At 66.7% G+C, this 24,322-nt stretch carries 27 protein-coding genes; 16 read left to right on the top strand and 11 right to left on the bottom strand.

From position 1 onward, the window contains the following. The first annotated feature begins 45 nt into the window (after positions 1–45). The 4 genes from ykgO (at position 46) to ACYX4P_RS14730 (ending at position 1,345) form a co-directional block, all read left to right on the top strand. Entirely contained in the window at positions 46–171 is a 126-nt protein-coding gene (gene ykgO, locus ACYX4P_RS14745) for a type B 50S ribosomal protein L36 (RefSeq protein ID WP_008263184.1), read from the top strand. Positions 172–330: 159 nt separating this feature from the next. Further along, positions 331–606: a nucleoid-associated protein GapR gene (gapR, locus tag ACYX4P_RS14740; RefSeq protein ID WP_248118868.1), complete on the top strand. Its 276-nt coding sequence runs from the start codon at positions 331–333 to the stop codon at positions 604–606. A 12-nt stretch (positions 607–618) separates the two neighbouring features. Further along, a complete protein-coding gene (locus tag ACYX4P_RS14735; protein ID WP_248118869.1) occupies positions 619–930 on the top strand; it encodes a hypothetical protein in 312 nt (103 codons plus the stop codon). A gap of 130 nt (positions 931–1,060) precedes the next feature. Then, a complete protein-coding gene (locus tag ACYX4P_RS14730; protein WP_248118870.1) occupies positions 1,061–1,345 on the top strand; it encodes a GIY-YIG nuclease family protein in 285 nt (94 codons plus the stop codon). Positions 1,346–1,348: 3 nt separating this feature from the next. On the opposite strand, the gene ACYX4P_RS14725 is transcribed toward ACYX4P_RS14730, so the two are convergent. After that, on the bottom strand, positions 1,349–2,800 hold the full coding sequence (locus ACYX4P_RS14725; RefSeq protein ID WP_248118871.1) for a sigma-54-dependent transcriptional regulator: 1,452 nt from the start codon (positions 2,798–2,800) through the stop codon (positions 1,349–1,351). A 158-nt stretch (positions 2,801–2,958) separates the two neighbouring features. On the opposite strand from ACYX4P_RS14725, the gene ACYX4P_RS14720 reads away from it, so the two are divergent. The 9 genes from ACYX4P_RS14720 (at position 2,959) to ACYX4P_RS14680 (ending at position 10,232) form a co-directional block, all read left to right on the top strand. Further along, positions 2,959–4,752 (top strand): M3 family oligoendopeptidase, encoded by a 1,794-nt coding sequence (locus tag ACYX4P_RS14720; protein WP_292046767.1) that lies wholly within the window; start codon positions 2,959–2,961, stop codon positions 4,750–4,752. A 70-nt stretch (positions 4,753–4,822) separates the two neighbouring features. Beyond that, entirely contained in the window at positions 4,823–5,095 is a 273-nt protein-coding gene (locus ACYX4P_RS14715; RefSeq protein WP_248118872.1) for an aa3-type cytochrome c oxidase subunit IV, read from the top strand. 136 nt (positions 5,096–5,231) lie between these two features. After that, the gene (locus ACYX4P_RS14710; RefSeq protein ID WP_248118873.1) at positions 5,232–6,365 is read left to right on the top strand and encodes a Re/Si-specific NAD(P)(+) transhydrogenase subunit alpha; all 1,134 of its coding nucleotides are present in this window, start codon (positions 5,232–5,234) and stop codon (positions 6,363–6,365) included. Further along, entirely contained in the window at positions 6,362–6,616 is a 255-nt protein-coding gene (locus ACYX4P_RS14705; RefSeq protein WP_476069893.1) for a hypothetical protein, read from the top strand. The genes ACYX4P_RS14710 and ACYX4P_RS14705 overlap by 4 nt, the downstream gene beginning before the upstream one ends. A gap of 2 nt (positions 6,617–6,618) precedes the next feature. After that, entirely contained in the window at positions 6,619–6,954 is a 336-nt protein-coding gene (locus ACYX4P_RS14700) for an NAD(P) transhydrogenase subunit alpha part 2 (protein WP_292046768.1), read from the top strand. Further along, positions 6,951–7,217, top strand: a complete 267-nt coding sequence (locus ACYX4P_RS14695; protein ID WP_201099279.1) for a hypothetical protein — start codon at positions 6,951–6,953, stop codon at positions 7,215–7,217. The genes ACYX4P_RS14700 and ACYX4P_RS14695 overlap by 4 nt, the downstream gene beginning before the upstream one ends. A 13-nt stretch (positions 7,218–7,230) precedes the next feature. Then, positions 7,231–8,652: an NAD(P)(+) transhydrogenase (Re/Si-specific) subunit beta gene (locus tag ACYX4P_RS14690; RefSeq protein ID WP_248118876.1), complete on the top strand. Its 1,422-nt coding sequence runs from the start codon at positions 7,231–7,233 to the stop codon at positions 8,650–8,652. Positions 8,653–8,678: 26 nt separating this feature from the next. Next, complete coding sequence (locus ACYX4P_RS14685) at positions 8,679–9,083, top strand: hypothetical protein (RefSeq protein WP_248118877.1); 405 nt, start codon at positions 8,679–8,681, stop codon at positions 9,081–9,083. Positions 9,084–9,173: 90 nt separating this feature from the next. Then, positions 9,174–10,232: an acyltransferase family protein gene (locus ACYX4P_RS14680; RefSeq protein ID WP_248118878.1), complete on the top strand. Its 1,059-nt coding sequence runs from the start codon at positions 9,174–9,176 to the stop codon at positions 10,230–10,232. Between the two features lie 5 nt (positions 10,233–10,237). Here the strand turns inward: ACYX4P_RS14680 and ACYX4P_RS14675 are convergent, their stop codons facing one another. Then, the gene (locus ACYX4P_RS14675) at positions 10,238–10,462 is read right to left on the bottom strand and encodes a hypothetical protein (RefSeq protein ID WP_248118879.1); all 225 of its coding nucleotides are present in this window, start codon (positions 10,460–10,462) and stop codon (positions 10,238–10,240) included. Positions 10,463–10,554: 92 nt separating this feature from the next. Here ACYX4P_RS14675 and ACYX4P_RS14670 point away from each other — a divergent pair, with 92 nt between their 5' ends. Both ACYX4P_RS14670 and ACYX4P_RS14665 read left to right on the top strand, forming a co-directional pair. After that, positions 10,555–11,544 carry a helix-turn-helix transcriptional regulator gene (locus ACYX4P_RS14670; RefSeq protein WP_248118880.1) on the top strand — a complete coding sequence of 330 codons (990 nt, stop codon included), beginning with the start codon at positions 10,555–10,557 and terminating at the stop codon, positions 11,542–11,544. A 74-nt stretch (positions 11,545–11,618) separates the two neighbouring features. Further along, entirely contained in the window at positions 11,619–13,052 is a 1,434-nt protein-coding gene (locus ACYX4P_RS14665; RefSeq protein WP_248118881.1) for a hypothetical protein, read from the top strand. Between the two features lie 62 nt (positions 13,053–13,114). Here ACYX4P_RS14665 and ACYX4P_RS14660 read toward each other — a convergent pair whose 3' ends face one another. Together ACYX4P_RS14660 and ACYX4P_RS14655 are read right to left on the bottom strand one after the other, a co-directional pair. Then, positions 13,115–14,089, bottom strand: a complete 975-nt coding sequence (locus tag ACYX4P_RS14660; RefSeq protein ID WP_248118882.1) for a DUF6607 family protein — start codon at positions 14,087–14,089, stop codon at positions 13,115–13,117. Positions 14,090–14,125: 36 nt separating this feature from the next. After that, complete coding sequence (locus ACYX4P_RS14655) at positions 14,126–16,336, bottom strand: TonB-dependent hemoglobin/transferrin/lactoferrin family receptor (protein WP_248118883.1); 2,211 nt, start codon at positions 16,334–16,336, stop codon at positions 14,126–14,128. Between the two features lie 109 nt (positions 16,337–16,445). On the opposite strand from ACYX4P_RS14655, the gene ACYX4P_RS14650 reads away from it, so the two are divergent. Next, positions 16,446–16,985, top strand: a complete 540-nt coding sequence (locus ACYX4P_RS14650; RefSeq protein ID WP_248118884.1) for a hypothetical protein — start codon at positions 16,446–16,448, stop codon at positions 16,983–16,985. Here the strand turns inward: ACYX4P_RS14650 and ychF are convergent. The 7 genes from ychF to ACYX4P_RS14615 all read right to left on the bottom strand — a co-directional run bounded on the left by ychF (position 16,978) and on the right by ACYX4P_RS14615 (position 24,285). Continuing rightward, positions 16,978–18,072, bottom strand: a complete 1,095-nt coding sequence (gene ychF, locus ACYX4P_RS14645) for a redox-regulated ATPase YchF (protein ID WP_248118885.1) — start codon at positions 18,070–18,072, stop codon at positions 16,978–16,980. The two genes, ACYX4P_RS14650 and ychF, sit on opposite strands and share 8 nt — an antisense overlap. 73 nt (positions 18,073–18,145) lie before the next feature. Next, positions 18,146–18,640, bottom strand: a complete 495-nt coding sequence (locus tag ACYX4P_RS14640; RefSeq protein ID WP_248118886.1) for a copper chaperone PCu(A)C — start codon at positions 18,638–18,640, stop codon at positions 18,146–18,148. Positions 18,641–18,652: 12 nt separating this feature from the next. Beyond that, complete coding sequence (locus tag ACYX4P_RS14635) at positions 18,653–20,044, bottom strand: PepSY-associated TM helix domain-containing protein (RefSeq protein ID WP_248118887.1); 1,392 nt, start codon at positions 20,042–20,044, stop codon at positions 18,653–18,655. A gap of 68 nt (positions 20,045–20,112) precedes the next feature. Continuing rightward, positions 20,113–20,499, bottom strand: coding sequence for a hypothetical protein (locus ACYX4P_RS14630; RefSeq protein ID WP_248118888.1), 387 nt, complete (start codon positions 20,497–20,499; stop codon positions 20,113–20,115). A 36-nt stretch (positions 20,500–20,535) separates the two neighbouring features. After that, positions 20,536–21,144, bottom strand: a complete 609-nt coding sequence (gene pth, locus ACYX4P_RS14625; RefSeq protein ID WP_248118889.1) for an aminoacyl-tRNA hydrolase — start codon at positions 21,142–21,144, stop codon at positions 20,536–20,538. 87 nt (positions 21,145–21,231) lie between these two features. Next, a complete protein-coding gene (locus tag ACYX4P_RS14620) occupies positions 21,232–21,864 on the bottom strand; it encodes a 50S ribosomal protein L25/general stress protein Ctc (protein ID WP_248118890.1) in 633 nt (210 codons plus the stop codon). Positions 21,865–21,996: 132 nt separating this feature from the next. Then, complete coding sequence (locus ACYX4P_RS14615) at positions 21,997–24,285, bottom strand: ATP-binding protein (protein WP_476069884.1); 2,289 nt, start codon at positions 24,283–24,285, stop codon at positions 21,997–21,999. Positions 24,286–24,322: the final 37 nt, after the last annotated feature.

Raw genomic sequence — 24,322 nt, 5'->3', positions numbered from 1 at the left:
CCGGGTCAGCGGCTTTCTTATTGGTTTCTCTCAGGACGTCCGACCATGAAGGTCCGTAGCTCGCTCAAGTCCCTGAAGACCCGCCACCGCGACTGCAAGGTCGTGCGTCGCAAGGGCGTCGTCTTCGTCATCAACAAGACCGACCCGCGCTTCAAGGCCAAGCAGGGCTAAGCGGGCGGGCCTGCGCGCCGCTTCGGCGGCGTGCGCGCGCAGCGTCTTGCTGACGATCCACAGGCTGCGGATTTTCATCCGCGGCCTTTTTCGTGTTCGCGGTTGTCGCGCGCCGGCCGGCATGGTTAGCGTCCGCGCCTGATTTCTGGAGTATTCCCCATGGCTGACGACGCTTCGTTCGACGGTGGTCCCGACGTTCTCACCTCGACGGCGCAAGGGCGCCTGCGCACCATCATCGAGCGGCTGGAGCGCCTCGAAGAGGACAAACAGGCCGTCATGACCGACATGAAAGAGGTCTTCGCCGAGGCCAAGGGCGAGGGCTACGACGTCAAGATCCTGCGCAAGGTCATCCGCATCCGCAAGCAGGACAAGGCCAAGCGCCAGGAAGAGGACGCCATCCTGGACCTCTATATGTCGGCGCTGGGCGAGATCTGAGGCTGACCCGGCTTGAAGCGAAAACCGCCGCCAAGCCCCTTTGAAGCCCAACGCAAGGCCGCTCAGCGCGCGGCCCTGAACGCCCTGAAACGCGCCCGCCGCTCGGCAGAGAAGGCGGGCGTTTCTCTGTCCGACTGGGAGGGCGAGTTCCTCGATTCGGTCGGCGAGCGGGTGAAGACCCACGGTCGCGCCTTCGCCGACCCCGAAAAAGGCGCGCCGGGCCAGGCCCTGTCCGCCATGCAGGGCCGCAAGCTGAAAGAGATAACCGCCAAGGCCAAGGGCGAAGAGCCGAAACGGCGGTGGGGCAGGAAGAGGGACCTGTAACGTGATCCATCATCCTCGGGCTTGACCCGAGGATCGGGCTGTCCGCAACTCTGCATTGATGAGTGAGCGCAGACCTTTCATCGCGACCTATATTCAGTCTAGCCGCCCGCATGGTGTGCTCTACGTCGGGATGACGGCCAATCTCTTCGAGCGTGGCCGTCAGCATCGTGATGGCGCGGTCGAGGGCTTTGCGAGCCGCTACGGTTGCGGTCTTCTTGTCTGGTACGAGCCGTTGGAGTTGGTCACCAGCGCCAAGCGCGTTTGGAAGCTGGAACTGATCGAACGGACGAACCCCGGATGGATCGACCTCTATCCCAGTCTATGCGGCTTGGCGCCCGATCCTCGGGTCAAGCCCGAGGATGACGGAGAGGGAAGTGTGGCGGCCTTTTTGAAGCGGTTGGAAACGGACGAGTAGGTCTCACCCCGCCTCCTTCAACTGACCTTCCAGCCCCTGCTCCCGGACCTTGCGGTAGAGGGTCGAGCGGCCGATGCCCAGGCGGCGGGCGATCTCGCTCATGTGGCCGGCATAAACCTCGATGGCGTGCTGGATCAGGTCGCGCTCGATGTCTTCCAGCGTCCGCAGATGTCCGCGGTCGTCCAGGATGCGGATGGGCTGTTCGCCGGCGGCGGCCGCCTCGGTCTGGGCGTTGGCGGCGGTTGCGGCCTGAAGCGGGCGGGCGTCGGGCAGGGGGGCGGCGACCCCGGATATGGCGGGAAAATCGTGCGGTTGCAGGAAGGGCGCGTCTGCTAGGACGATGGCGCGGAACACCGCGTTTTCTAGCTGACGGACATTGCCGGGCCAGTCGAACCCTTGCAGCTGGGCCAGGGTCTCGGGTGCGCAGCCGGCGATCCGCCTGCCTTCCTCTGCATTGAATCGGGCGATGAAATGCTCGACCAGGGCCGGAATGTCCTCGCGCCGTTCGCGCAGGGAAGGGGCCTCGATCGGGAAGACGTTCAGGCGATAGAACAGGTCCTCGCGGAAGGCGCCGTCCTTGACCTGCTGGGCCGGGTCGCGATTGGTCGCCGAGACGATGCGCACGTCGATCTTGACCGGGCGCTTGCCGCCGACCGGGTCGATCTCGCCTTCCTGCAGGGCGCGCAGCAGCTTGACCTGCATGTCCAGCGGCAGTTCGCCGATCTCGTCCAGGAACAGGGTGCCGCCGTCCGCCTCCCGGAACTTGCCTAGCGTCTTGTCCACGGCGCCGGTGAAGGCGCCCTTCTCGTGCCCGAACAGGATGGATTCGATCAGATTGGAGGGCAGGGCGCCGCAGTTGACCGCCACGAAGGGCTTGCCTGCGCGGTCGCTGGCGCCATGCAGGGCGCGGGCGATCACTTCCTTGCCCACGCCGCTTTCGCCGGTGATCAAGACGGGGATGGAGGATTTGGCCGCCCGGGCGCCCAGCGCCTTGACCATACGCATGGCGGGGCTGTCGCCCACGATGTCGTCGAAACTGGTGCGGCCCTGGGCGCGCTTGGTCAGGCGTCCGACCTCGGCCGTCAGGCGCTTCATCTGCAAGGCGTTGCGCACCCCGATCAGCAGCCGTTCCGGCCCCACCGGCTTGACGAAGAAGTCCTGGGCCCCCGCCTGCATGGCCTTGACCACCATGTCGATGCCGCCGTTGGCGGTCAGCACGATCACCGGCTCGGCGACGCCCGCGCTGCGCAGTTCGGCCAGACATTCCAAGCCCGACATCTCGGGCATCACCATGTCCAGCAGTATCAGGTCCGCCCCGCCGCCCTGGGTCATCCGGTCGATGGCCTCGCCGCCGCCCGTCGCATGGACCACGGCGTATCCATCCCGCTCCAGCACGGCCTGGATCAGCCGGCGCTGGGTCGGATCGTCGTCGACGACCAGAATGGTCTTGGCCATGACAGGCAGCCCTTCGTCTCGGCCGCCAGAACGCAGGTGGCCCGTTTCGGGACGGTTCTAGCGGCGATGAGGTGAAAATCGCGTTGTGCGGCGTGGTGAGCGGCGGGTTAACGGCATCGGAGGTTGCGCCTGTCATCGGGCGTCCCCAGAACAGGGGCATGAACGCTCCCTTCAAGACGCCGAACGCCGACGCCCCCCTGTGGGACCTGACCGACCTCTACGCCTCGCGCGACGATGCGCGGGTCGCTGCCGATCTGGAAAAGGCCAGGGGATTGGTCGACGGCCTGAACGCCCTTCAGGGGCGGCTGGCCGCAGAGCAGGATGCGGCCGCGCTGGGCGTGTTGCTGGACCAGGCGATCGGGCTTTATGAGCAGGCGTCGGACGTGCTGGGCGCCCTGGGCGCCTACGCCTTCCTGTCGGCTTCGACCGCGCGCGACGATGCGGCGGCCCAAGGGTTTGAGGCGGATGTGCGCGAGAAGATCACCGCCATCGCCACCCCCACCGTCTGGCTGACGCTAGAGATCAATCAGATCGACGACGCGCGGCTGGAGGCGGCCTTGGACGCCCACGACGGCGCCGCCCGCTGGCGGCCGTGGCTGCGCCGGGTGCGGGCGATGAAGCCGCACGAACTGTCGGCCGAGTTGGAGACCTTCATCGCCGAACGCGGCCCAATCACGGCCCAATGGCCGCGCCTGTTCGACGAGCAGCTGGCCGCCCTGCGCGCCAAGGCGGGAAACGAAAGCCTGACGCTGGCCGAAGCGCTGAACCGTCTGTCGGACGCCAAGCCGGCGCGTCGGAAGGCCGCCGCCGAGGGTTTGTCCGAGGCCTTGGCCGCCCGCGCCCCGACCCTGGCTCTGGTGCTGAACACCGTGGCCGCCGACAAGACGATGGAGGATCGCTGGCGCGGTTTCAAACGCCCCGCAGACAGCCGCCACCTGGGCAATGAGGTCGATGGCGAGGCCGTGGACGCGATGGCCGAGGCGGTGGCGGCCGCCTATCCGCGCCTGTCGCACCGCTATTACGCCCTGAAGGCCAAGGCGATGGGCAAGACCCGGCTGGACCACTGGGACCGCAACGCCCCCATCGAGACCACCACCCCGCGCACCTTTACCTGGAGCCAGGGGCGAGAGATCGTGCTGGACAGTTTCTCGGACCTGGGCGGCGACTTCGCCGAACGGGCGGGCGGTTTCTTCGACAAGCCGTGGATCGACGGCCGGGCGCGGGCGGGCAAACAGTCCGGCGCCTACGCCCACCCCGTCACCGCCGACCGCCACCCTTACGTCTTCCTGAACTGGATGGGCGAGCGGCGCGATGTCCTGACCCTGGCGCACGAACTGGGGCACGGCGTCCACCAGACCCTGGCGGCGGATCAGGGCACGCTTCTGGCCGATACGCCCCTGACCCTGGCCGAGACGGCATCCATCTTCGCCGAGGGGCTGACCTTCGATCGTCTGCTGGCCACGGCGCCCAAGGCCGAGCAGCGCGGCCTGCTGGCCGGACGGATCGAGGACGGGCTGAACACCGTGGTCCGCCAGATCGCCTTCCACCGTTTCGAGACCCGCTTCCATGACGAACGCCTGAAGGGCGAAGTGTCTCAGCCGCGCATCAACCAACTGTGGCTGGAGGAGATGGGCGCCTCGCTGGGACCGGCGGTCAAGCTGAACCCTGGTTATGAACACTGGTGGGCCTATGTCAGCCACTTCGTCCACTCGCCCTTCTACGTCTATGCCTACGCCTTCGGCGACCTGCTGGTGGCGGCTTTGATGGAGGCGCGGCGCAACGATCCGACCGGCTTCACGCCGCTGTATCGTCAGTTGCTGGCCGGGGGCGGATCGCGCACCTATGTCGAGGCGCTGAAGCCCTTTGGCCTGGACCCGCGCGATCCGGCCTTCTGGAGCGTGGGTTGTCAGCGACTGGAGAGACTGGTCGATCAGTTCGAGGCCCTGGGCTGACCGGTCGGGCTTGAGCCGCGCGACGGCGCGGGTATAGTCGCGCGCAAGGAACGACGAGGGGAAGAACGCCATGGCCGACCACGACCACACCGCTACAGGTCCTGCGGACGCCGACGCGCAAAGCTATATGCGCGGCCATATGGAGGTGCGCGAGCAGGTCTCGACCTACCGCCTGTTCCTGACCCTGGCCAAATGGGGCAGCCTGGCCATCGCGGTTCTGCTGGTCTTCTTGACGCTGTGGTTCCATCCGGGCGGCAGCTTCATGGTCGCGCTCACCGGCGCGGTCGTCCTGGGCGGGGTGGGCTTCGTGGCCCTGCGGTCCAAGCCCGGCGCCGCGCACTGATTTACGGCGTGCGCCGTTCGCGCCTTCCGTGGACGGAAATCGCAGGGTGCGCTGCAAGCTTTGGCATAACCGTGCTTTGACGGCCTGCGCCGGAACGGCCTAACCTTCGTTCAACCACAAGAACGAGGGGATTCGCTTGGCCGTCGCTATCGCCGTCACCCGTGAACGTCGTGAAGGCGAGACGCGCTGCGCCGTCACGCCTGAAACCGTCAAGAAGCTGATCGCCCTCGGCGCGACCGTGGCGGTCGAGGCTGGGACGGGGCTGGGCTCGTCGATCCCCGACGCCCAATACACCGCCGCCGGCGCGGTGGTGAAACCGGACACGCGGGCCGTGCTGGACGGCGCCGACATCGTGCTGAAGGTGCGCGGGCCGACGGCGCAGGAAATCAGCGCCCTGAAACCCGGCGCCATCGTCCTGGCCATGCTGGACGCCTATCGCGAGAAGGATACGGTCGAGGCCCTGCGCGGCGCCGAGGCCACGGCATTCGCCATGGAGTTCGTGCCTCGCATCACCCGCGCCCAGGTGATGGACGTGCTGTCGTCGCAGGCGAACCTGGCCGGATATCGCGCGGTGATCGAGGCGGCCTACGCCTATGGCAAGGGCTTCCCGATGATGATGACGGCGGCCGGCACCGTCGCCGCCGCAAAATGCTTCATCATGGGCGTCGGCGTCGCGGGGCTTCAAGCGATCGCCACGGCGCGACGGCTGGGCGCAGTGGTCACCGCCACCGATGTGCGCCCCGCCACCAAGGAACAGGTCGAAAGCCTGGGCGCCAAATTCCTGGCCGTCGAGAACGAGGAGTTCAAGAACGCCCAGACGGCAGGCGGCTACGCCAAGGAGATGTCGGCGGAATACCGCGCGCTTCAGGCCGAACTGACCGCCAGCCATATCGTCAAACAGGACGTGGTCATCACGACGGCTCTGATCCCCGGCCGCGCCGCGCCTGTTTTGCTGACCGCCGCCCACGTCGCCTCGATGAAGCCCGGCTCGGTCATCGTCGATCTGGCGGTCGAGGCGGGCGGCAATGTCGAAGGCTCGAAACTGAACGAGGTGGTCGTCACCCCGAACGGCGTCAGCATCGTCGGCTGGGCCAATCTGCCGGGCCGCATCGCCGCTGACGCCAGCGCCCTCTACGCCCGCAACCTGTTCGCCTTCATCGGCCTGCTGATCAAGGACGGTGGGCTGAGCGTGGATCTGGAGGATGAAATCCTCAAGGCGTCGGTCGTCACCCACGGCGGGGCCATAGTCCATGAGGGCGTGAGGGGATGATCGCGCGTGTTCGCCCCGTTTTGACGGGGGTTGGTTTTGTGCTGCTCTGCGTAAGCATTCCTTGGCAGCTTTTGCTGGCGGTATGGGACGTGGCTCAAGCGCAGGTCGATTTGGAAAGCAGTTTCGCCCGATCCGTGATGATTAAAGCCATCGCCGACAATCTTCCTCAGGCCGTCTTCGATATGGCTGTCGGAGGCGGGCTGCTTATCCTTTGCAACATTGATAAGCGACTAGAACAAGGGCGCGCCTGACCATGGAACACGTCGATCCCACCGTCTTCCGCCTGGCCATCTTCGTGCTGGCCATCTTCGTCGGCTATTACGTCGTCTGGTCGGTCACGCCTGCATTGCACACACCGCTGATGGCTGTGACCAACGCGATTTCCAGCGTCATCATCGTCGGCGGTCTGATCGCCGCCGCCGCGGTGTCGGGTGACGTGTCTGGCCCCAGCGCCTGGATCGCCAAGGGGGCGGGCGTGGTCGCCGTCACCTTGGCCAGCGTCAACATCTTCGGCGGCTTCATGGTCACGCGCCGCATGCTGGCCATGTACAAAAAGAAGGAGCGGCCAGCTCCCAAGGTCACGACGTGACGGACGCCGCACAGATCGCCATCGTCGGCTCATGGGTCGGCACCGGCATCGGCTTCGGCCTGTGGCTGTATGGGTGGTTCGGGACGCAGATCCCGTTGAAACGTCAGCGGCTGCATGACTGCGGCATCGCCCTGGTCTTTTCGGCCATCCTGGTCCGCGTGGTGACGCAGGACCGGCCGCTGGGTGTCTTCGAATGGGCCCTGTTCTTCATCGGCCCCTTGTTCATCGCCGCCGCCCTGTGGCGGCTGGCGCGCACGTCTTAGGGGGAGGGGCGTGATGAACGCATCTTTGGCCGCATTGGCCTATCTGGTTTCGGGCGTCCTGTTCATCCTGTCGCTGCGGGGGTTGTCCAGCCCCGAGACCAGTCGTCAGGGCAACACCTTCGGCATGATCGGCATGGCCCTGGCCATCGGCGTGACCCTGCTGACGCTGGGCACGACGGGGGCGCTTGATCCCGTGACGCTGGGCCTGATCGCGGGGGGCGTCATCGTCGGCGGCGGGGGAGGGGCGCTGATCGCCAAGCGGGTCGCCATGACCGACATGCCGCAACTGGTCGCCGCCTTTCACAGTCTGGTCGGCATGGCCGCCTGTCTGGTCGCCATCGGCGCCATCTATGCGCCCGAGGCGTTTGGAATCCTGTCCGACGACGGCGCGGGCATCAAGACGCTGTCGATCGTCGAACTGAGCCTTGGCGTGGCCATCGGCGCCATCACCTTCACAGGATCGGTGATCGCCTTCGCCAAGCTGAACGGAAACATGAGCGGGGCGCCGATCATCCTGCCGGCCCGGCACCTGATCAACGTCGGTCTGGCGCTGGCGCTGGTCTTTCTGATCGGCATCCTGATCGGCACCGCCGGTGCGGCGACATGGGCTTTCTGGGGCGTCTTCCTGATCGCGCTGGTTTTGGGCGCGACGCTGATCATCCCCATCGGCGGCGCTGACATGCCGGTCGTGGTGTCGATGCTGAACTCCTATTCCGGCTGGGCGGCGGCGGCCTTGGGCTTCACCCTGGAGAACATCGCCCTGATCATCACCGGCGCCCTGGTCGGGTCGTCGGGCGCCATCCTCAGCTACATCATGTGCAAGGGCATGAACCGCAGCTTCGTCTCGGTGATTCTGGGCGGCTTCGGCGGAGGCGATGCGGCGGCCGGTCCCGGCGGCGCCAAGGAGACGCGCCCGGTCAAACAGGGCTCGGCCGAGGATGCGGCCTTCATCATGAAGAACGCCTCCAAGGTCATCATCGTGCCGGGCTACGGCATGGCGGTGGCCCAGGCCCAGCACGCGCTTCGTGAAATGGCCGACAAGCTGAAGGAGGAGGGCGTCGAGGTGAAATACGCCATCCACCCGGTCGCGGGCCGGATGCCGGGCCACATGAACGTCCTGCTGGCCGAGGCCAACGTCCCCTATGACGAGGTGTTCGAACTGGAGGACATTAACGCCGAGTTCGCGACCGCCGACGTCGCCTTCGTCATCGGCGCCAACGATGTGACCAACCCGGCGGCCAAGACCGACCCGACCAGCGCCATCTACGGCATGCCGATCCTGGACGTGGAGAAGGCCGGAACCGTGCTGTTCATCAAGCGCGGCATGGCGGCGGGCTATGCGGGCGTGGAGAACGAACTGTTCTTCCGCGACAACACGATGATGCTGTTCGCCGACGCCAAGAAGATGGTCGAGGGGATCGTGAAGGGGCTTTGAAGGCTTCTCTTCCCAAGATCGTTGCTTTGGCGACCTTTTTCGCCCTCGCAGCCTGTTCCGCGCTGATGAAGCTGACGATTTCCGGCGGACTGGACCGACCCGTGGTGCGGTTCGATGACGGCCGCGCGGCCTGCGTCGATTATCTGGACGTCCGCGATGTCGCCGCGCCTGGGCGTTCGCTGTGGACCTTGCGCGCCATCGGCGTGCGATGCGAGATGGTTGGACATATCGTCTATGGCGAGACGCCAGGTGGATTTATAGTCGAGACGCCGCCGGCCCCTTTGAACGCCGATGCATCCTATGAGGTTTTCGGCAAGGGTTTGACGACCAACCTGATGGCGAAGGTCCGCTGGTCCGGTGGCCTACGCATCCAATATCGCGACGGGGCATGGCGAGAAGCGGCAGTCGCCCACATGGCGCCCAGAACGTAGCAGCCGCGCCGTTCAAGCCCTCTATCGCAACGCTTTCAGACCCGATATCACGCGCTCGTGAAGACGGCCGGACATCAGAGATTTGAAGCCTTGGACTCCCTGCGCGGGGTCTGCGCCATTCTGGTGGTGATGTTCCATATGCCCGTGGCCAGCCACTGGCGAGACTGGGGGTTCATTCAGCACGCCTATCTGTTCGTGGACTATTTCTTCGTGCTGTCGGGCTTCGTCATCGCCCATGCCTATGCCGAGCGTCTGAAGTCGGGGCGGGACGCGGGGCGGTTCATGGTGAGGCGGTTCGGCCGCATCTGGCCGTTACATCTTCTGATGCTGGGCGCCTTCGTGGGCCTGGAGCTGGCCCGACTTGTCTTTCATTTCGACGGGGCGGCGCCGTTCACGCGCGATCGTTCGGTGGACGCCATCTTCACCAATCTGGCGCTGATCCAGGCGTGGCACGTCCACCCCTATCTGACCTGGAACGGGCCGGCCTGGACGCTGAGCGCGGAGTGGGCCTGCTATCTGATCTTCGCGGGGCTGGTCCTGATCGCGCCCAGGCGGTTCCGCTGGATCGGCCTGGTCCTGGCGATCATAGGCGGCCTGCTGGTTCTGGCCTACGCCCGGCGCTGGATGAACACGACGTTCGACTTCGCCGTGCCGCGCGCCGTCTATGGCTTCTTCCTGGGCTGTCTGCTGCAGGGCGTATGGACCCGAATTCCCCGCCTGAAGGGCGCGGCGGCCACCGGGCTGGAGGTCGCGGCCGTCGTCGCAGCCTGTGTCTTCATCGGCTGGGCGACGGGGCCGGTCACGGTGGCGGTGACCCTGGTCTTCGTCGGGCTGGTCTGGGTTTTCGCGGGCGAGAACGGGGCTCTGTCACGCCTGCTGGACCGGCCTGCGCTGGTGACGTTGGGGCGATGGTCCTTCGCCATCTACATGGTCCATATGTTCATCCTGACGGTCATGTTGATCGTCGGGCGAAAGCTGGACTGGCTGCCGAACGGGCGACGGATCGACTTCGGTTCGGTGTGGCTGAACGACCTGTTCGCCATCGCCCTGTTCGGCCTGATCGTGGCGGTCGCCGTCATCGCGCACCGGCTGGTCGAACAGCCGGCCCAGCGCATGATCGACCGCTGGACCAAACCCAAGACCGCCTGATCGGCTCAGGCCGCGATCCGCCATTCCGTCGCAGGCTCGGCGGCCCGGCCTTCGTCCCACAGCATGTCCTCGTCGGAGTAGCGACGGCTGGCGGCGGCCGAGATGACATCGACCACCTGCTCCTCCAGCCGATCCCAGATCACCGCCAGGTCCGACGACCCGTCGGCCTCGCAAGGCACGATGATGTAGCGGCTGGCGTTGACGGCGGACGTCGGTTGAAAGCGGGCCATGTGACGATCTCCTGGAAGCGGGGGCCTCTTGTCGATGATGGTGTTTTGCACCACTGTTGCGTCAGAAACGGACGTAGCATTCGGTAGGCGCGGTGAGACACGACAAGGCGGCCATGGTGATCGAGCTGGCGCGGCGCATGGCCGCCAGCGCCGAGGGGCTGACGCTGGATGAGATGGCCCGCGATATGCGCACCGGCCGCCGCACCGCCGAACGGATGCGCGACGCCGTCCTGATGCTGTTCCCCCAGGTCGAGGAGGTGTCCGACCCACCCACCAAGCGCTGGCGCATTCGCGGAGGGCTGTCGGCGTTCGAACAGGCGCCGACGGCCACCGAGATGCTGGAGCTGACCAAGGCGGCGTCGGCCTTGCGCGCGGCGGGCGAGCCGGCGCGAGCGGCGGCCCTGGAGGCGCTGGAGCGCAAGCTGAAGGCGGCGATGCGATCCACCACCCTGAACAGGATGGCGCCGGATCTGGAGGCGCTGGTGCGGGCGGAAACCATCGCGGTCCAGGCGGGGCCGCGCCCATCGGCGGACGAGGCGATGCTGACCGCCATCCGCAGCGCGGTTCTTGCCCAGCAGCCGCTGGGTTTCACCTATTCCCGACCAGGGGCCGAGCCGCGTCGGCGCAGCGTGGCGCCCTGCGGCGTCATGTTCGGACGCGCCAACTATCTGGTCGCCGCCGACCGCGAGACCGGTCGCATCCAGACCTTCCGACTGGATCGGATGAGCCATGTCGCCGCGCAGGACGGGCTGGCTGTTCCGCCCGCCGATTTCGACCTGGCGGTCTTCGCCAGCCAGTCGTTCGGCATCTATCAGGACGAGATCGAGGATGTGGTTATCCGCATCGCGCCCGAAGGGGCAGCCGAGGCCAGGAGCTGGCGCTGGCACCCGACGCAGAGCTTTGAGGATCAGGCGGACGGCGGCGTGATCGTGCGGTTTCGCGCCTCGGGGATGCGGGAGCTGGCCTGGCATCTGTTCACCTGGGGCGAACAGGCGTCGATTCTGGCGCCCGAACGGCTTAAGGCCGTCATGGCCGCAGAGCTGGCGGCCGCCGCGCGCGCCTTGGATCGGACCTCAGCCTGACGAAACCGTAAGCTGACCCGGCGCGTTGACGGCGGCTAAGCTTTTCGCTCCTCCAGACTGCCAGGAGATCGCCCTTGCGCGTCCAAGTCTTCGCCGCCTCTGCGCTTGCCGCCGTTGTTTTGACCGGCGGAGCTTGCGCCGCCGGACCGACCGTCTCGCGGCCCGCAGCGCTCGAGGACGCCGGGGCTCAGGTGATGGTGACGCGCCAGGGCGATCAACTGATGGTCGACTATCGGTTCGGGCGCGACGCCCCGGTCTGGGCCTTCATGGATTCGGCGCTGGAGACGGATTCCCGCCAGCCCTGGCGGCCGCGTCAGTGGACGGTGGAGACGCCCGGCGTGGTGATGGAGCGGCGCGGCCACTACGACATCATCCGCGACGCTGACGGCGGCCCCGTGCCGCGCGAGGTGCGTTTCCGCGTTCGACCGAAGGCCGTGGACCTAGAGGCGGAATATCCCACCCTGCTGTTCTCCAACGGCGCGGTCGCCCTGCCGACGCGGCAGATGGACGTCTTCGCCCTGGCCTCGCCCCAGGCGGCGGAGGCGGTGCCGGATGACCTGAATAGGACGAAGGTCGACGGCGGCCCGGCGCGCGTGACCTGGCGCGACGACAGCGGGCCGGTGCTGTTCAACGGCCGCCGCCGCGACGCCCTGACCACCACGGACGAGCGCAGCTATGTCCTGCTGGGCGACGCCACGGTGACGCCGGGCCAGGGCCTGTCCACCGTGATCGACCCGAACCTGCCCCCGTGGATCGGCGAGGAGATCCGCGACTTCGCCCCCCATGTGGGCCAATACTATCGCGACCGGCTGGGCGCCCCCGGCGCCGGCGGGGATACGCCCATCGTCATGGCGGCCTGGAATGGCCCGACGGAGAGGATGACGAGCATGGGCGGCAGCGTCCTGCCCGGTCTGATCGTGATGTCGTTCGAGGGGCGGGGCGTGACCACGCCTCAGGCGGAAATCCGCGAGCGGTCGCGCTGGTTCATCGGCCATGAGGGCGCGCACTTCTGGCTGGGCCAGACCATCCGCTATCAGTTCGCCGACGAGGCCTGGATCACCGAGGGCGGGGCGGACCTGATGGCGGTGCAGGCGCTGAAGCATCTGGACGCGACCTATGATGACCGCGCCGAACTGCAGTCCGAGGTGGATGATTGCGCCGACCTGGCCAAACGCCCGGTAGCGCAGGCGGGCGCGCGCGGCGAACACCGGGCCTATTACGCCTGCGGGGCCGTCTTCGCCTTGGCGGCAGAAGGCGCGCAGCGCCAGCGGACGGGCGGAGATTGGTTCGACTTCCTGAAGCCCCTGTTGCGCCAGCCCGACGGCGTTCTTAGCCGCGAGGAATGGCTGAGCGGCCTGACGCGGGTGTCGCGGGACCCGTCGCTGCGTGGCGACGTGGAGCGGCTGCTTGATCAAGGGGCGGCCGATCCGTCCGCCGTCATCGCCCGGCTGCTCCAGCGGACGGGAGTCGCCTTCCGCATGGAAAACGGCCGGGTTGTTCTGAGTTGAGGCAAAAATAACGGCTCCCGGTCGCCCGGCCGCCGTTTCAGTCGTCCGCGCTGGGGGAAGGGTCAGCGGGGTGTCGTGGCCTGTTCGATCAAGGTGCGCGCCTGGGCGATGGCGGCGGCCTCGGCGGTCTTTCCGTCGGCGACGGATTGCGCCAGGTCCATCAGCGGCGTGCCGGTGACCGAGCCGGTGTCTCCGACCTCCTCCAGATGGATGCCGTTATGCGCGGCGACAGCGGCGTCCCAGGCGTCGCGAACAGCGGCCCAGAAGCCCTGCGTCTTGGCCCAATAGTCGTCCCCGGCCCGGGGCGAATAGCTGGTGGAGCGATCGTAGGTGTTGATGACGTCTTCCTGAACGATGGCGATGGGTTCCCCGCCGGCCTTGCCCGACATCTTCATATTGTCCTGGATATGGACCCAGCCGTCCGGCTTCAGGATATGGCGGTTGGTCCCCAGATAGCGGTCATAGATCGGATTGCGCACCGCATCGCGCCGCGCCAGGGGCCGCCAGGTCGGGTTCGATGTCCAGGCTGACAGCCCGTTGTCGTAGGTCCAATGGCCGACGCCGCCATAGCGGGGCGAATCGTCGGTCTGCCACATCGTCTGGGACCAGGCGCCGGCGCGCTGGTCGGCCGGCACCGGCGTCAGCGTCCACTGGTTCGGCCCGGCGTAGGTCAGGACCGTCTCGGGCTGATAGGCCCAGTCCTGGCGCCAGTGTTTGACCACGATGGTCTGGCCGCCGTGCTCCATGACCAGGATGTGCTGCAGGCTGATCCTGTCGCCCTTGTCATAGACGACGCGGACGATCTCGCTGCCGCCGGACAGCTTTTCCTCCAACGGGTCGTAGTCGGCGCGGAAGCTGACGTTCTCGCGCATGTCGAAGTGGACGCGGTACTGGCCCGCCTGGGCCAGGATCGACTGGCGATCCCGTTCGAAGGCGTTGGCGGGCGCTGCGACCGCAGTGGGTGTGGCGGCCTGTTGGGCCAGGGCGGCCGGCGCGGTTGCGGTCAACAGGGCGGCGGCGATCAGGATGGCGCGCATCGGGCGTGTCCTTGAGGTTCGAGAGGGCATGGTCGCTTACAGCCGCAGCGTCAGCGAAACGCCGAAGTTGCGGCCGGGCTGGGTGTAGGCGTCCTTGACGGTCGAGGCGGCGGACAGGCCGCGCACGTCGCTCCACCAGCCATAGGTTTCGTCCAAGACGTTGAACGCGCCGGCCCGCAGCGTGGCCCGCTCCGTCACGTTCCAATAGGCGGTCAACTCTAACAGGGTGAAGCTGTCACCCAGATAGCAGGTCGTCCCACACGATAGATTATAGGTCGCCTCATCCTTCTTGCCCGACCAGGTGACGGTGGCCGAGCCGCCCCAGACGCCCGACGGCGCGGCATAGTTCAGGCCCGCGACCACCTTCACCGGATCGACACTGCCTAGGTCCGTGCGACGGCCGTCGGTGGTTTGTTCGCCCTCGGCGTAGGCGGCCGAGCCGATCAGGCTGAAGCCATTGTCCCAATAGATGTCGGCGCGCGCCTCAAGGCCCCTGATGTCGACCTCGGTCAGGTTGACGTACTGATAGACCAGCGGATCGACGCCGGGAATGCCGCGTCCGCTGACCGAAACCTGATCGATGAAGTCGTCATAGTGGGTGGCGAAGGCGGTGGTGTTCAGCCGCATCTTGCCGCCCGCCACATCGATATCGCGCAGACGGAAGCCGGCCTCGAAACTTTCGCTGGTCTCGGGCGACAGGTTCGGGTTCGGGATCGAGCGATAGCCGAAGACCGGGTTCTCGAAATAGTTGTTCACCTGCATCGGCGAGGGCGCGCGGAAGCCCAGGGCGTAGTTGGCGAAGACGCCGAGATGCGGCCCCGTCCAATAGACGACGCCCAGCTTGGGCGAGATGTGGTCGTCGCTCTGGCCCGAGGCGGCGGCGGGGAATTGGGCGTCGACCTTGGGCGACAGATCATACCAGTCGTAACGGACAGCCGGGATGATGCTGAGCGCGCCGTTCAGCAGTTCGATCTCGTCCTGTACGAACAGACCGGCCAGCTGGTATTCGGTCTTGGGGAAGGCGCGGAGGGGGAAGGTCTCGCCGACCGGCGGGACCACGCCGTCGCGAACCCCCTCCTGCGTCGTCATCGACCAGTCGCCGCCGAGGGTGACGCGGTGCTGCACCGCCGCGCCCTGACCGAAGACGCGCGAGCCCTGGGCGGCCAGTCCATGGACGGTGTTGTCGAAGGTCACGTCGCGCACCCGGTCGGCCAGGGTGGCGCGGTCTTCGAAGGTGTACTGTCGCGTGTTGGAATCTTGCCAATAGACGGAGACCGAACCGTCGCTGAGGCCCGCGAAGTCCTGGAAGCGCCAGTCGCCGCTGACGCGATCACGCTGGGTCTCGTCATGGGCGGTGACGGCCAGGACGGTGGAAGACCGGCTGCTGAGTGCGTCGCCGTTCATTTCCGAATCGAGGTGGTCGTAGGTTAGGCGCAGAGTGTGGTTAGGGTTCACCTCCCACACCAGCTTGCCCAGATAGGCGTTGGAGCCGAAATCCTGAGGGTTGGGCTGGGTGCGCGTCGCGCCGAGGCCGCCGACTGAGCCCTTGTTCTCGGTCTCTTGAGCATCGCGGCGGGTATAGGCCAGCAGCCCAGAGAGCGAACCCGAACGGCCCGCCAGCGCCAGCCCCTCGGTCCAGCCTTCGTCGGCGGAGTTGTAGGCCACCCGGGCGCGGGCGCCGAAGGTCTGTTCGCCGACCAGGAAATCGGACGGATCCTTGGTGGTGAAGGCCACGGCGCCGGCGACGCCGTCCGAACCGTAAAGGGCCGAAGCGGGACCGCGCAGGATTTCGACCGACTTGATCAGGTCCAGATCGTTATAGCCGCCGCGGCCGACCGCCTGGGCGCCGAAGGAGAAGCCGGCGGGAAGACGCACCCCGTCGTTGACGATCAGGACCCGGTCGCCGCCCATGCCACGGATGGTGAAGCCCGAGTTTCCGTCGCGGCCGGCGCCCGAAAGCGCCAGTCCGAAGCGGGCGGGCGAGGTCGGAACGCTGACGCCCGGCTCGAAGCGGATCAGGTCCTTGATGTCGGTCGCCAGAATCGTCTCGATCTGCTCGGCGTCGATGACGCTGACCGTGCCAGGCACATTGGAGGCCAGGCGCCGTGACCGCGTGCCCAGCACGACGACCGGATCGACCTCGGCGGCGGGCGCGGCGGCGACGGGCGCCTCGGCGCGGACAGGCTGAACGATCAGGGCCGAACCGATGGCCGCTGTGGCGGTGGAAAGGAGGAGGAGAGTGCGCATCAATGGCCCCGCTGTGTGATTGGCGGCGTGTTACTGCGAACGATTATTAGAATCAACCGCAATGAATGGTCGGTTTGAACCTGAACCTTCGCCGTTGCGTTGTGGGGACATGAAAACGGCCCTGTTTCCGGCGCTCGCCGCCCTCGTCCTGCTGGCGGCTTGCGGCGACGATCAGGTCAATCCGCCCAACGAACCGGCCGCGCCGCTTCGCACGCCCGAGGCCATGCAGCCAGTGGAGCCGCCGGGCCCGTCGTCTCTGGCGTCTCGCGGACCGCGCAGTTTTGTGGGGGTTTGGGCGGCCAATCCGGCATGGTGCGAGCGGCCGCAGGGGGCGAACAGCCCGATCACCATCACGCCGATGCGGTTTGACGCCTATGGCCACAACTGTGACATCGGCAGCATCGACGAGCGGGGATCAGGTTATGTCGCGGCGCTGTCCTGCATGGCCCAGGGCAAGGCCGTGAACGAGCGCGTCCACATGGGTACGACTGGCGATGTCTTGACCCTGACCTATGTGGATCGCGACATGCTGACGACCAAGCTGGCGCGCTGCCCCGGCTCGCCGCGCGCGCCGGACCCCGCCAACCCTCTGGAAAAGATGATGAAGAAGGACGGGGCCGAAACCCCGCCCGTTACGCCATCTAGTTGAACAGGAAGTTCATCACGTCGCCGTCCTTGACGACATAGGACTTTCCTTCCGCGCGCAGCTTGCCCGCTTCGCGCGCCCTGGCTTCGCCGCGCAGGGCCACGAAGTCGTCGAAGGCGATGGTTTCGGCGCGAATGAATCCCTTTTCGAAGTCGGTGTGAATCACACCCGCCGCCTGGGGCGCGGTGTCGCCGACATTGATGGTCCAGGCGCGTGCTTCCTTCGGGCCGACGGTGAAATAGGTCTGCAGCCCCAGCAGCTTGTAGGCTTCGCGGATCAGACGGTTCAGGCCGGGTTCTTCCAGGCCCAGGGTCTCCAGAAACTCACGCTGCTCCTCGTCGTCCAGCACGGCGATCTCGGATTCGATCTGGGCCGAGATGACGACCGAGTTGGCGTTGTCGGCGGCGGCCCGGGCCGCGACCTTGTCGGACAGGTCGTTGCCCTTGTCGGCCGAGCCTTCCTCGACGTTGGAGACATAAAGGGCGGGCAGGGCCGTCAGCAGTTGCAGCATGTGCCAGGCCTTCACGTCCTCCTTGGACACTTCGGCCGTGCGGGCGGGCTTGCCGGCGTTCAACTGGGCCAGGGCCAGGTCGACCAGTTTCAGCGTCAGGGCCGATTCCTTGTCGCCGCCCTTGGCGCGCTTCTCCAACTGCGGCCGGCGGCGCTCCAGGCTTTCCATGTCGGCCAGCATCAGCTCGGTCTCGATGATCTCCAGATCGGCGATCGGGTCGATTCGGTCCTCGACATGGGTGATGTCGTCATCGACGAAGCAGCGGGCCACGAAGGCCACGGCGTCGCAGTCGCGGATGTTGGCCAGGAACTGGTTGCCCAGGCCCTCGCCCTTGGACGCGCCGCGCACCAGGCCGGCGACGTCGACGAAGGTGATGCGGGCCGGAATGATCTCCTTGGAGCCCGCGATTTCGGCCAGGGCGTTCAGACGCGCCTCGGGCACCGCGACGTCGCCGGTGTTCGGCTCGATGGTGCAGAACGGATAGTTGGCCGCCTGGGCCGCCGCCGTCTTGGTCAGGGCGTTGAACAGGGTGGACTTGCCGACATTGGGCAGGCCGACGATCGCGACTTTAAGGGCCATGGGTATTCCTTGGAGAAGGCGCGAGCCTTTAACCCGTTCGAACGGGTTTGTCAGGCTCGCGCTTCAAAAGGGCTTAATGGGCGCCGTGATCCATGCCTGCCATGGCCGGCTGACGCACCTTGGCCTGAACCGTCACGGGCGCGGCGTCGGCGAAGGTCAGGGTCAGGGGGACGGTTTCGCCGGCGACCAACGGCGCAGTCAACTCCATGAGCATCAGGTGGTTTCCACCGGGCGCCAGGGCGACCGCTTCGCCCGCCGGCAGCGGCAGGCCCTGGCCCATTTCGCCCATGGTCATCACGCCGTTCTCGGTCTTCATCTCGTGAACCTGCAGCATCCCCGCGCGCGGTGTGGAGCCGCCGGTCAGTCGGTCGTCGGTCGCCGCGGTCAGGGTGATGTAGCAGCCGCCCGCCTTGGCGCCGTTCGGAGACGGACGGCACCAGGCGTCGGCGGCGACCACTGCCGCGGCCTGGCCCGCATCGGCGGGCGTCCTGGCCGGCTGCGACGGATTGCAGGCGCTCAGCACCAGAAGGAGGACGGGCGCGGCGGCCAGGGCGGATTTGATCTTCATTGTATGAGCCTTTCAGAAGGCGACGGGACGGCGCCGGATCATCGGTCGTAGCGCTCGATCGAGCAACACGGCCGCGACCAGGCTCAGTCCCGTCAGGGGATAGAGGATGGCGAGGGGAAGAACGATGCCCAAGACGGCGGCGCGCACGCGGGGGCCGGGCGGGGCGGGCGGGGCGCCCAGGCGGCGGCGCGACAGGTCGGGCGGCCGTCGCTTCCACCACATCACCAGGCCGCTGATCGCCAGCACCCACACGCCGATGCAGCCCAGCAGCATGACGATGCGGTTCGCCTGCCCGAACTGCGTGCCTTGATGGGTGTAGATGCCCAGTTCGATAGCCTTGGCGCCGGCCCCAAACTGGTCATAGCCGATGTCGCCCAGCACCCGGCCGGACGCGCCGTCAATATAGAGGGAGCGGCTGTCCTGAACGCGGCGGGCTTGGGTCGTGACCGTATAGGCCGTGCCCTCGCTCGCCGGAATGTTGATCGCATAGGGGCGCGCCAAGCCCGCCGCGTCGGCGGCGTGCATCACCTGCGTCAGGGCGCCGTGACCGGCGTGATCGTGCGTCATGACCATGCCCTCCATGGTCCAGCCGGCGCCGACCGGCGCGTCATGGTGCTGGGCGCGCTGCCAGGCCCCCGCGACCGGAGCGGGCGGCCGGCCCCAGCCGGTCTCCTTGACCCAGCCCATGACGCGCTCGCCCCATACCGCCGACCACGGCATGCCCGTGACCGCCAGAAACAGCACAACCCCGCCGACGTAGAAACCTGTCAGGGCGTGCAGGTCACGCCAGAATGGCCGACGCCGGCTGTCGGTCGTCTGTGGCTTCAGGACCGCCACGGCGCGCCCTCTGGGCCACCATAGATAAAGACCCGTGGCGAACAGGATGATGGCCCAGCCGGCGACGATCTCGACCAGAATGTTGAACGGCCGACCGAGCAGGGTGAGGCTGTGCAGCTTCTTGATCAGTTCCATGACTCCGCCGGCCGGGATCACGCCCGTCGCGCGCCCGGTATGGGGATCGACGAAGACGGTCTTCTGCGCCCCATCCGGCTGGTCCACACGCAGCCGAACGGCCTCGTCAGACCGAGCCGGCAAGACCAGATTGGCAACCCGTCCGCCGCCGGCGGCCGTCTCGGCACGGGCCGCCCAGGTCTCGGGCGCGGCCTGGGCCTGCCCGACCTGGCTCTGGGCAACCGGCGCGCGGATCATGTCGCGATAGACCAGGCCGTCGATCTCGTCCTTGAACAGATAGAGGCCGCCAGTCAGGGCCAGCAGCATCAGAACCGGCATGACGAAGACGCCGGCGTAGAAATGCCATCGCCACACCGCGCGATAGGCGCCGGACAGGGCGTCCGGCTGGTCGGAACGCAGCGGCGGTGGCGCTGCGATCGTCTTGGAAGACATGGGAATCCTGAAGTTCAGGGCAAACACGTCGCGCAGGATTCAAACCGGCGCGGGCTGGCAGTCTGGATTCAGGGGTGGGGCGGCGCGGTGGACGGCGGGCGTGGCGGAGCCCGCGCGGGCGGCGGCGCGCCGACGCTTACAGGTGCGTAAACTACGGTCTCGACCGTGCGGATGATCGTTGCAGGCTGGGGCGCGGGCGGGCAGGGCAGGGCGGCGACAGGCGGGGTGACGCAGGCGGCGCACTTGGCCCCGACGTGCTTGTTGATCGGCCCGTCCATGCCGCCCGACTGGATCGTCTGCGGTCCCTCGGCGGAGCAGATGACCAGCGGATGGCCCGGCTGGACGGCCGCCAACGCCGCGAACGGCAGCAGCGCGCCGATCACGAGCGCGAACACCGCCGCCAGGAAGGCCAGCGATTTCGCAGTCGACCAGTTGTCGGCCTGGGATCGGGTCACGCTTCGCCTCTACGGCCTTTCGACCGTCAGCGAAAGTTAAAGCTCTCCACGCGCCGCCTGGCGCGGGCTGAACTTGGGCGCGGGAGCCAGTCGCATGACCTCGCCCTGATAGCGTTCGTCGTCGCCTGCGACTGCAAAAGGCAAGGCGTCGGCGCAGGCCTGCAGCATGGCGTTCAACCACGGCTGTTCGGCCTTGTGGAAGTCGCCCAGCACATGCGGCATGACCAGCTCCTTCTCGCCGGGATGGCCGATGCCCATGCGGGCGCGACGGAAGTCGGCGCCCAGATGGCTGATCAGGCTGCGGATACCATTTTGCCCCGCCGCGCCGCCGCCCGTCTTCATACGGAAACGGCCGGGCGCCAGGTCGATTTCGTCGTGGAAGACGATGATATCGCTAGGCTTGATCTTGTAGAAGCGCGCGGCCTCGCCGACCGCCCGGCCGCTCTCGTTCATATAGGTCTGGGGCTTCATCAGCAGGATCTTTGTCCCCTCGACGTCCCCCTCGGCGATGATCGACTGGAACTTGGCCCGCTCAGGCCCGAACCGCCACCGCCGCGAGATCTCGTCGGCGGCCATGAAGCCGATGTTGTGCCGGTTCTTCTCATATTTGGCGCCAGGGTTTCCCAGGCCTGCGATGATGATCATGGCGTTCTCATGCCTCGCGCCAGGCCCAAAGAAAAGCCCCGCCGCGGCGAGCCGGGCGGGGCGTGATCTAGTCGAAGCGACGAAGGTTTAGCCTTCGGTCTTCTCGACCGGCGCGGCCTCGGCGTCGGCGGCTTCGTCGGCGGCGGCCGACAGGGCGGCCGAGGAGACCTTGATCGTGGCGATCACGAAGTCGCGGTCGGTGATGGTGGCTTCCGCGCCCTTGGGCAGGGTGATGTCCGAGATGCGAATCGTGTCGCCCATCTGCGACTTGGCCAGGTCGACGACCAGTTCTTCCGGGATCTGGTCGGCACGGACCAGGATTTCGACGGCGTGACGGACGACTTCCAGCGAACCGCCCTGACGAGCGAAGGGCGCTTCGTCGGCGTTCAGGAAGTGCACCGGAACCTCGATCTTGACCGGGGCCTTCTCATCGACGCGCATCAGGTCGAAGTGCAGGGGGCGGTCCGACACTGGGTCGAACTGCACGTCCTTGGCGATGACCGGCTGGGTCTCTTCGCCATACTTCAGCGTCACCAGGTGGCCGAGCAGCTTGCCGGTGTAGAGCGACTTGCGGAAGTCCTTCTCGTTCACCGAAATGGCGACGGGGGCCTTGTCGCCGCCGTAAAGGACGCCCGGCACGAAACCCGCGCGACGCGCAGCGCGAGCGCCGCCGGTGCCGACGCCATCGCGGACGTCCACGTTCAGAATGATCTCGGCCATGTGGCTCGCCTCAACAACAACAGAAACGCCGCGCCAACCCTGGGCCCGCGCGGCGGGGGTCATGAACCCTCGAATTCAAGAGCGCGGGCTATTACACGCATCGAACCGATGGCGCAACCTTCAAAGGCGCGCCTACGCCGCCTGCGCCCTATCCTTGGTCAGGGCGGCCGGACTGGCCACCAGGGTCAGTAATTCCGCCGCGTTGAAGGGCTTGGCCAAATGATGATCGGCGCCTGCCGCGCGTCCGGCGGCGACGTGTTTGGGCATGGCGTTGGCTGTCAGCATGACGATCGGCGTACGCGCCATACCCATCGCCGCCTCGTGCAGGCGAATCTCCTGCGTCGCCGTCAGGCCGTCCATGACCGGCATCTGCATATCCATAAGCACCAGGTCGAAGACGTCGGCTCGGAAAGCCTCCAAAGCCTCGGCGCCGTTCTCGGCCATGACGATCTTGGCGGCCGTCTGGGCCAGAATCAGCTCGATGACGCGCCGGTTGGTCGGATGGTCGTCGGCGACCAGAACGTTGACCGTGCGCGCGCCATCGGCATGTTGCGTCGCCGTGTCAGCTGGTTCCGACGGCGTCGGGGCGACGCAGGGCTTGAGCGGCAGGGTCAGGATGAAGGCCGCCCCGCTGCCCGGTTCGCTCTCGCAATCCAGATCGCCGCCCATCATGTCCGCCAACTGGCGGCAGATCGACAGGCCCAGGCCCGAGCCGCCGAACTTGCGCGTGATGCCGCCGTCGGCCTGTTCGAATCGGGTGAACAGGCGGTCGCGCGTCGCGGCGTCGAAGCCGATGCCGCTGTCCTCGACGGTGAAACGCAGCACCGGCCGGCCGTCCCGATCTTGGCCCTGCTGGACCACGAGCCCGACGAAGCCCTGGCTGGTGAATTTCACGGCGTTGGAGATCAGGTTGGTCAGCACCTGTTTGACGCGGACCGCGTCCCCCATAACCCAGACCCCATCCTCCAGATCGATATCGACATGGAAATCGAGGCGCTTCTGGCGGGCGTTCTCGACATAGAGTTGCGCCGCTTCGCGCACCACGACCGCCAGTTCGAAAGCGTCCTCGGTCAACTCCAGCTTGCCTGATTCGACGCGGGCCAGGTCCAGGATGTCGCTGAGCAGGGTCTGCAACGTCTTGCCAGAGGCCTGCATCAAATCCAGCATCTCGCGCTGCTCGGGGGTCAGTTCGGTCCTGGCCAGCGCCTGCGATAAGCCCAGAACGCCGTTGAGCGGGGTGCGGATCTCGTGGCTCATATTGGCCAGGAACTGGCTCTTGGCGACGTTGGCGGCCTCGGCCGCATCTCGCGCCTCGGCCAAGGCCTGAGCATCCCGTTTCAGGTCGGTGATGTCGTTGCAGACGATGACCATGCCGCCTTCGGATGTGCGACGGTCTTGGACGCGGAGCCAGCGGCCGCCTCCGACCTGTTGTTCGATGCTGGCGGACAACTGGCGCAGCGCCCCCATGCGTTCGTTCAGCCAGTCGTCTTCGCGGCCCAGGGCTTCGTCGTAACGCCCCTGCTCGATCCCGATCTGCAAGATTTCACGAAACGTCATTCCAACCGTGAGGTGAGGTTGGAGCTCCGGATTCAGCTCCGCGTAGCGCGCATTCCACAGCACCAGCCGGTCCTTGGCGTCATAGAAACCCAGCCCGTCCGGCATGGCGTCCACCGCTTCGCGTATGCGACGCAGTTCGGTTGAGCGCGCGACATAGGCCATGACCGCAAGGACGCCGGCCACGCCGCAGATCAACGACAGCACTACGGCAACAAGTACTCGGATCGCGCCGGGCGACAGGCCTTGGGTATCCAGCACGGTTAGGTCCGGAACCAGGCTTATCGCCGCCATACCCACGAAGTGCAGCACGATCACTGTCATGGACAGGCCCACTGTCGTCATCAAAAGGTTGAGAAGACCGCCGCGCTTATAAAAGAAGGCGGTCGCGCCGCCGACGATCATGGCCCCGCCAAGGGAGGCCGCGACCAGACTGGGATCCCAGCTGATCCGCGCCGGCCCTTTGATAGCGGCCATGCCGAGATAATGCATGGCGCCGACGCCAGCCACGGCGATGACCGCCGCCAGAACACGCCATGCCCGCCCCTTGCCGAATTGAATTGAACCAATGGTCAGCCCGATCATGCCCAAGGCGACAACCAGCGAAGCCAGCGTAAGTCCCAGATCGTAGCGAACAGGCACGCCTGCCACGAATCCTTGCATCGCCACGAAGTGAGTCGCCCAGATGGACATGGCCCCAACAACCGTGGCCATGGCGACTGCGCGTCGTCTGCCGGCAGGATCACATCGTCGAACTCGCTCCATAAACCGTGTGGAGACGCCCATTCCTATTAGGCAGATCAGCGCCGCCAGCAGGGTGACCCGCCAGTCATGATCTCGAGTCATGCAGAAGACGATCCGGTCCACTAGCGCTCTCCTTTGAGACAATCTGGCCTAGAATTCT

It is taken from the genome of Brevundimonas sp. ABV4_179 (assembly GCF_056311945.1).
The sequence above is the reverse complement of the archived record's forward strand: the minus strand, read 5'-3'. Positions and strand labels throughout refer to the sequence as shown.

Coding starts and splice junctions, on each gene's coding strand:
- ACYX4P_RS14715 (WP_248118872.1), top strand. CDS start 4,823: ATGGCCGACCACGACCACACCGCTACAGGTCCTGCGGACGCCGACGCG.
- ychF (WP_248118885.1), bottom strand. CDS start 18,072: ATGGCCCTTAAAGTCGCGATCGTCGGCCTGCCCAATGTCGGCAAGTCC.
- ACYX4P_RS14675 (WP_248118879.1), bottom strand. CDS start 10,462: ATGGCCCGCTTTCAACCGACGTCCGCCGTCAACGCCAGCCGCTACATC.
- ACYX4P_RS14730 (WP_248118870.1), top strand. CDS start 1,061: ATGACGGCCAATCTCTTCGAGCGTGGCCGTCAGCATCGTGATGGCGCG.
- ACYX4P_RS14720 (WP_292046767.1), top strand. CDS start 2,959: ATGAACGCTCCCTTCAAGACGCCGAACGCCGACGCCCCCCTGTGGGAC.
- ACYX4P_RS14705 (WP_476069893.1), top strand. CDS start 6,362: ATGATCGCGCGTGTTCGCCCCGTTTTGACGGGGGTTGGTTTTGTGCTG.
- ACYX4P_RS14660 (WP_248118882.1), bottom strand. CDS start 14,089: ATGCGCGCCATCCTGATCGCCGCCGCCCTGTTGACCGCAACCGCGCCG.
- ACYX4P_RS14725 (WP_248118871.1), bottom strand. CDS start 2,800: ATGGCCAAGACCATTCTGGTCGTCGACGACGATCCGACCCAGCGCCGG.
- ykgO (WP_008263184.1), top strand. CDS start 46: ATGAAGGTCCGTAGCTCGCTCAAGTCCCTGAAGACCCGCCACCGCGAC.
- ACYX4P_RS14620 (WP_248118890.1), bottom strand. CDS start 21,864: ATGGCCGAGATCATTCTGAACGTGGACGTCCGCGATGGCGTCGGCACC.
- ACYX4P_RS14700 (WP_292046768.1), top strand. CDS start 6,619: ATGGAACACGTCGATCCCACCGTCTTCCGCCTGGCCATCTTCGTGCTG.
- ACYX4P_RS14655 (WP_248118883.1), bottom strand. CDS start 16,336: ATGCGCACTCTCCTCCTCCTTTCCACCGCCACAGCGGCCATCGGTTCG.
- ACYX4P_RS14640 (WP_248118886.1), bottom strand. CDS start 18,640: ATGAAGATCAAATCCGCCCTGGCCGCCGCGCCCGTCCTCCTTCTGGTG.
- ACYX4P_RS14650 (WP_248118884.1), top strand. CDS start 16,446: ATGAAAACGGCCCTGTTTCCGGCGCTCGCCGCCCTCGTCCTGCTGGCG.
- pth (WP_248118889.1), bottom strand. CDS start 21,144: ATGATCATCATCGCAGGCCTGGGAAACCCTGGCGCCAAATATGAGAAG.
- ACYX4P_RS14635 (WP_248118887.1), bottom strand. CDS start 20,044: ATGTCTTCCAAGACGATCGCAGCGCCACCGCCGCTGCGTTCCGACCAG.
- ACYX4P_RS14690 (WP_248118876.1), top strand. CDS start 7,231: ATGAACGCATCTTTGGCCGCATTGGCCTATCTGGTTTCGGGCGTCCTG.
- gapR (WP_248118868.1), top strand. CDS start 331: ATGGCTGACGACGCTTCGTTCGACGGTGGTCCCGACGTTCTCACCTCG.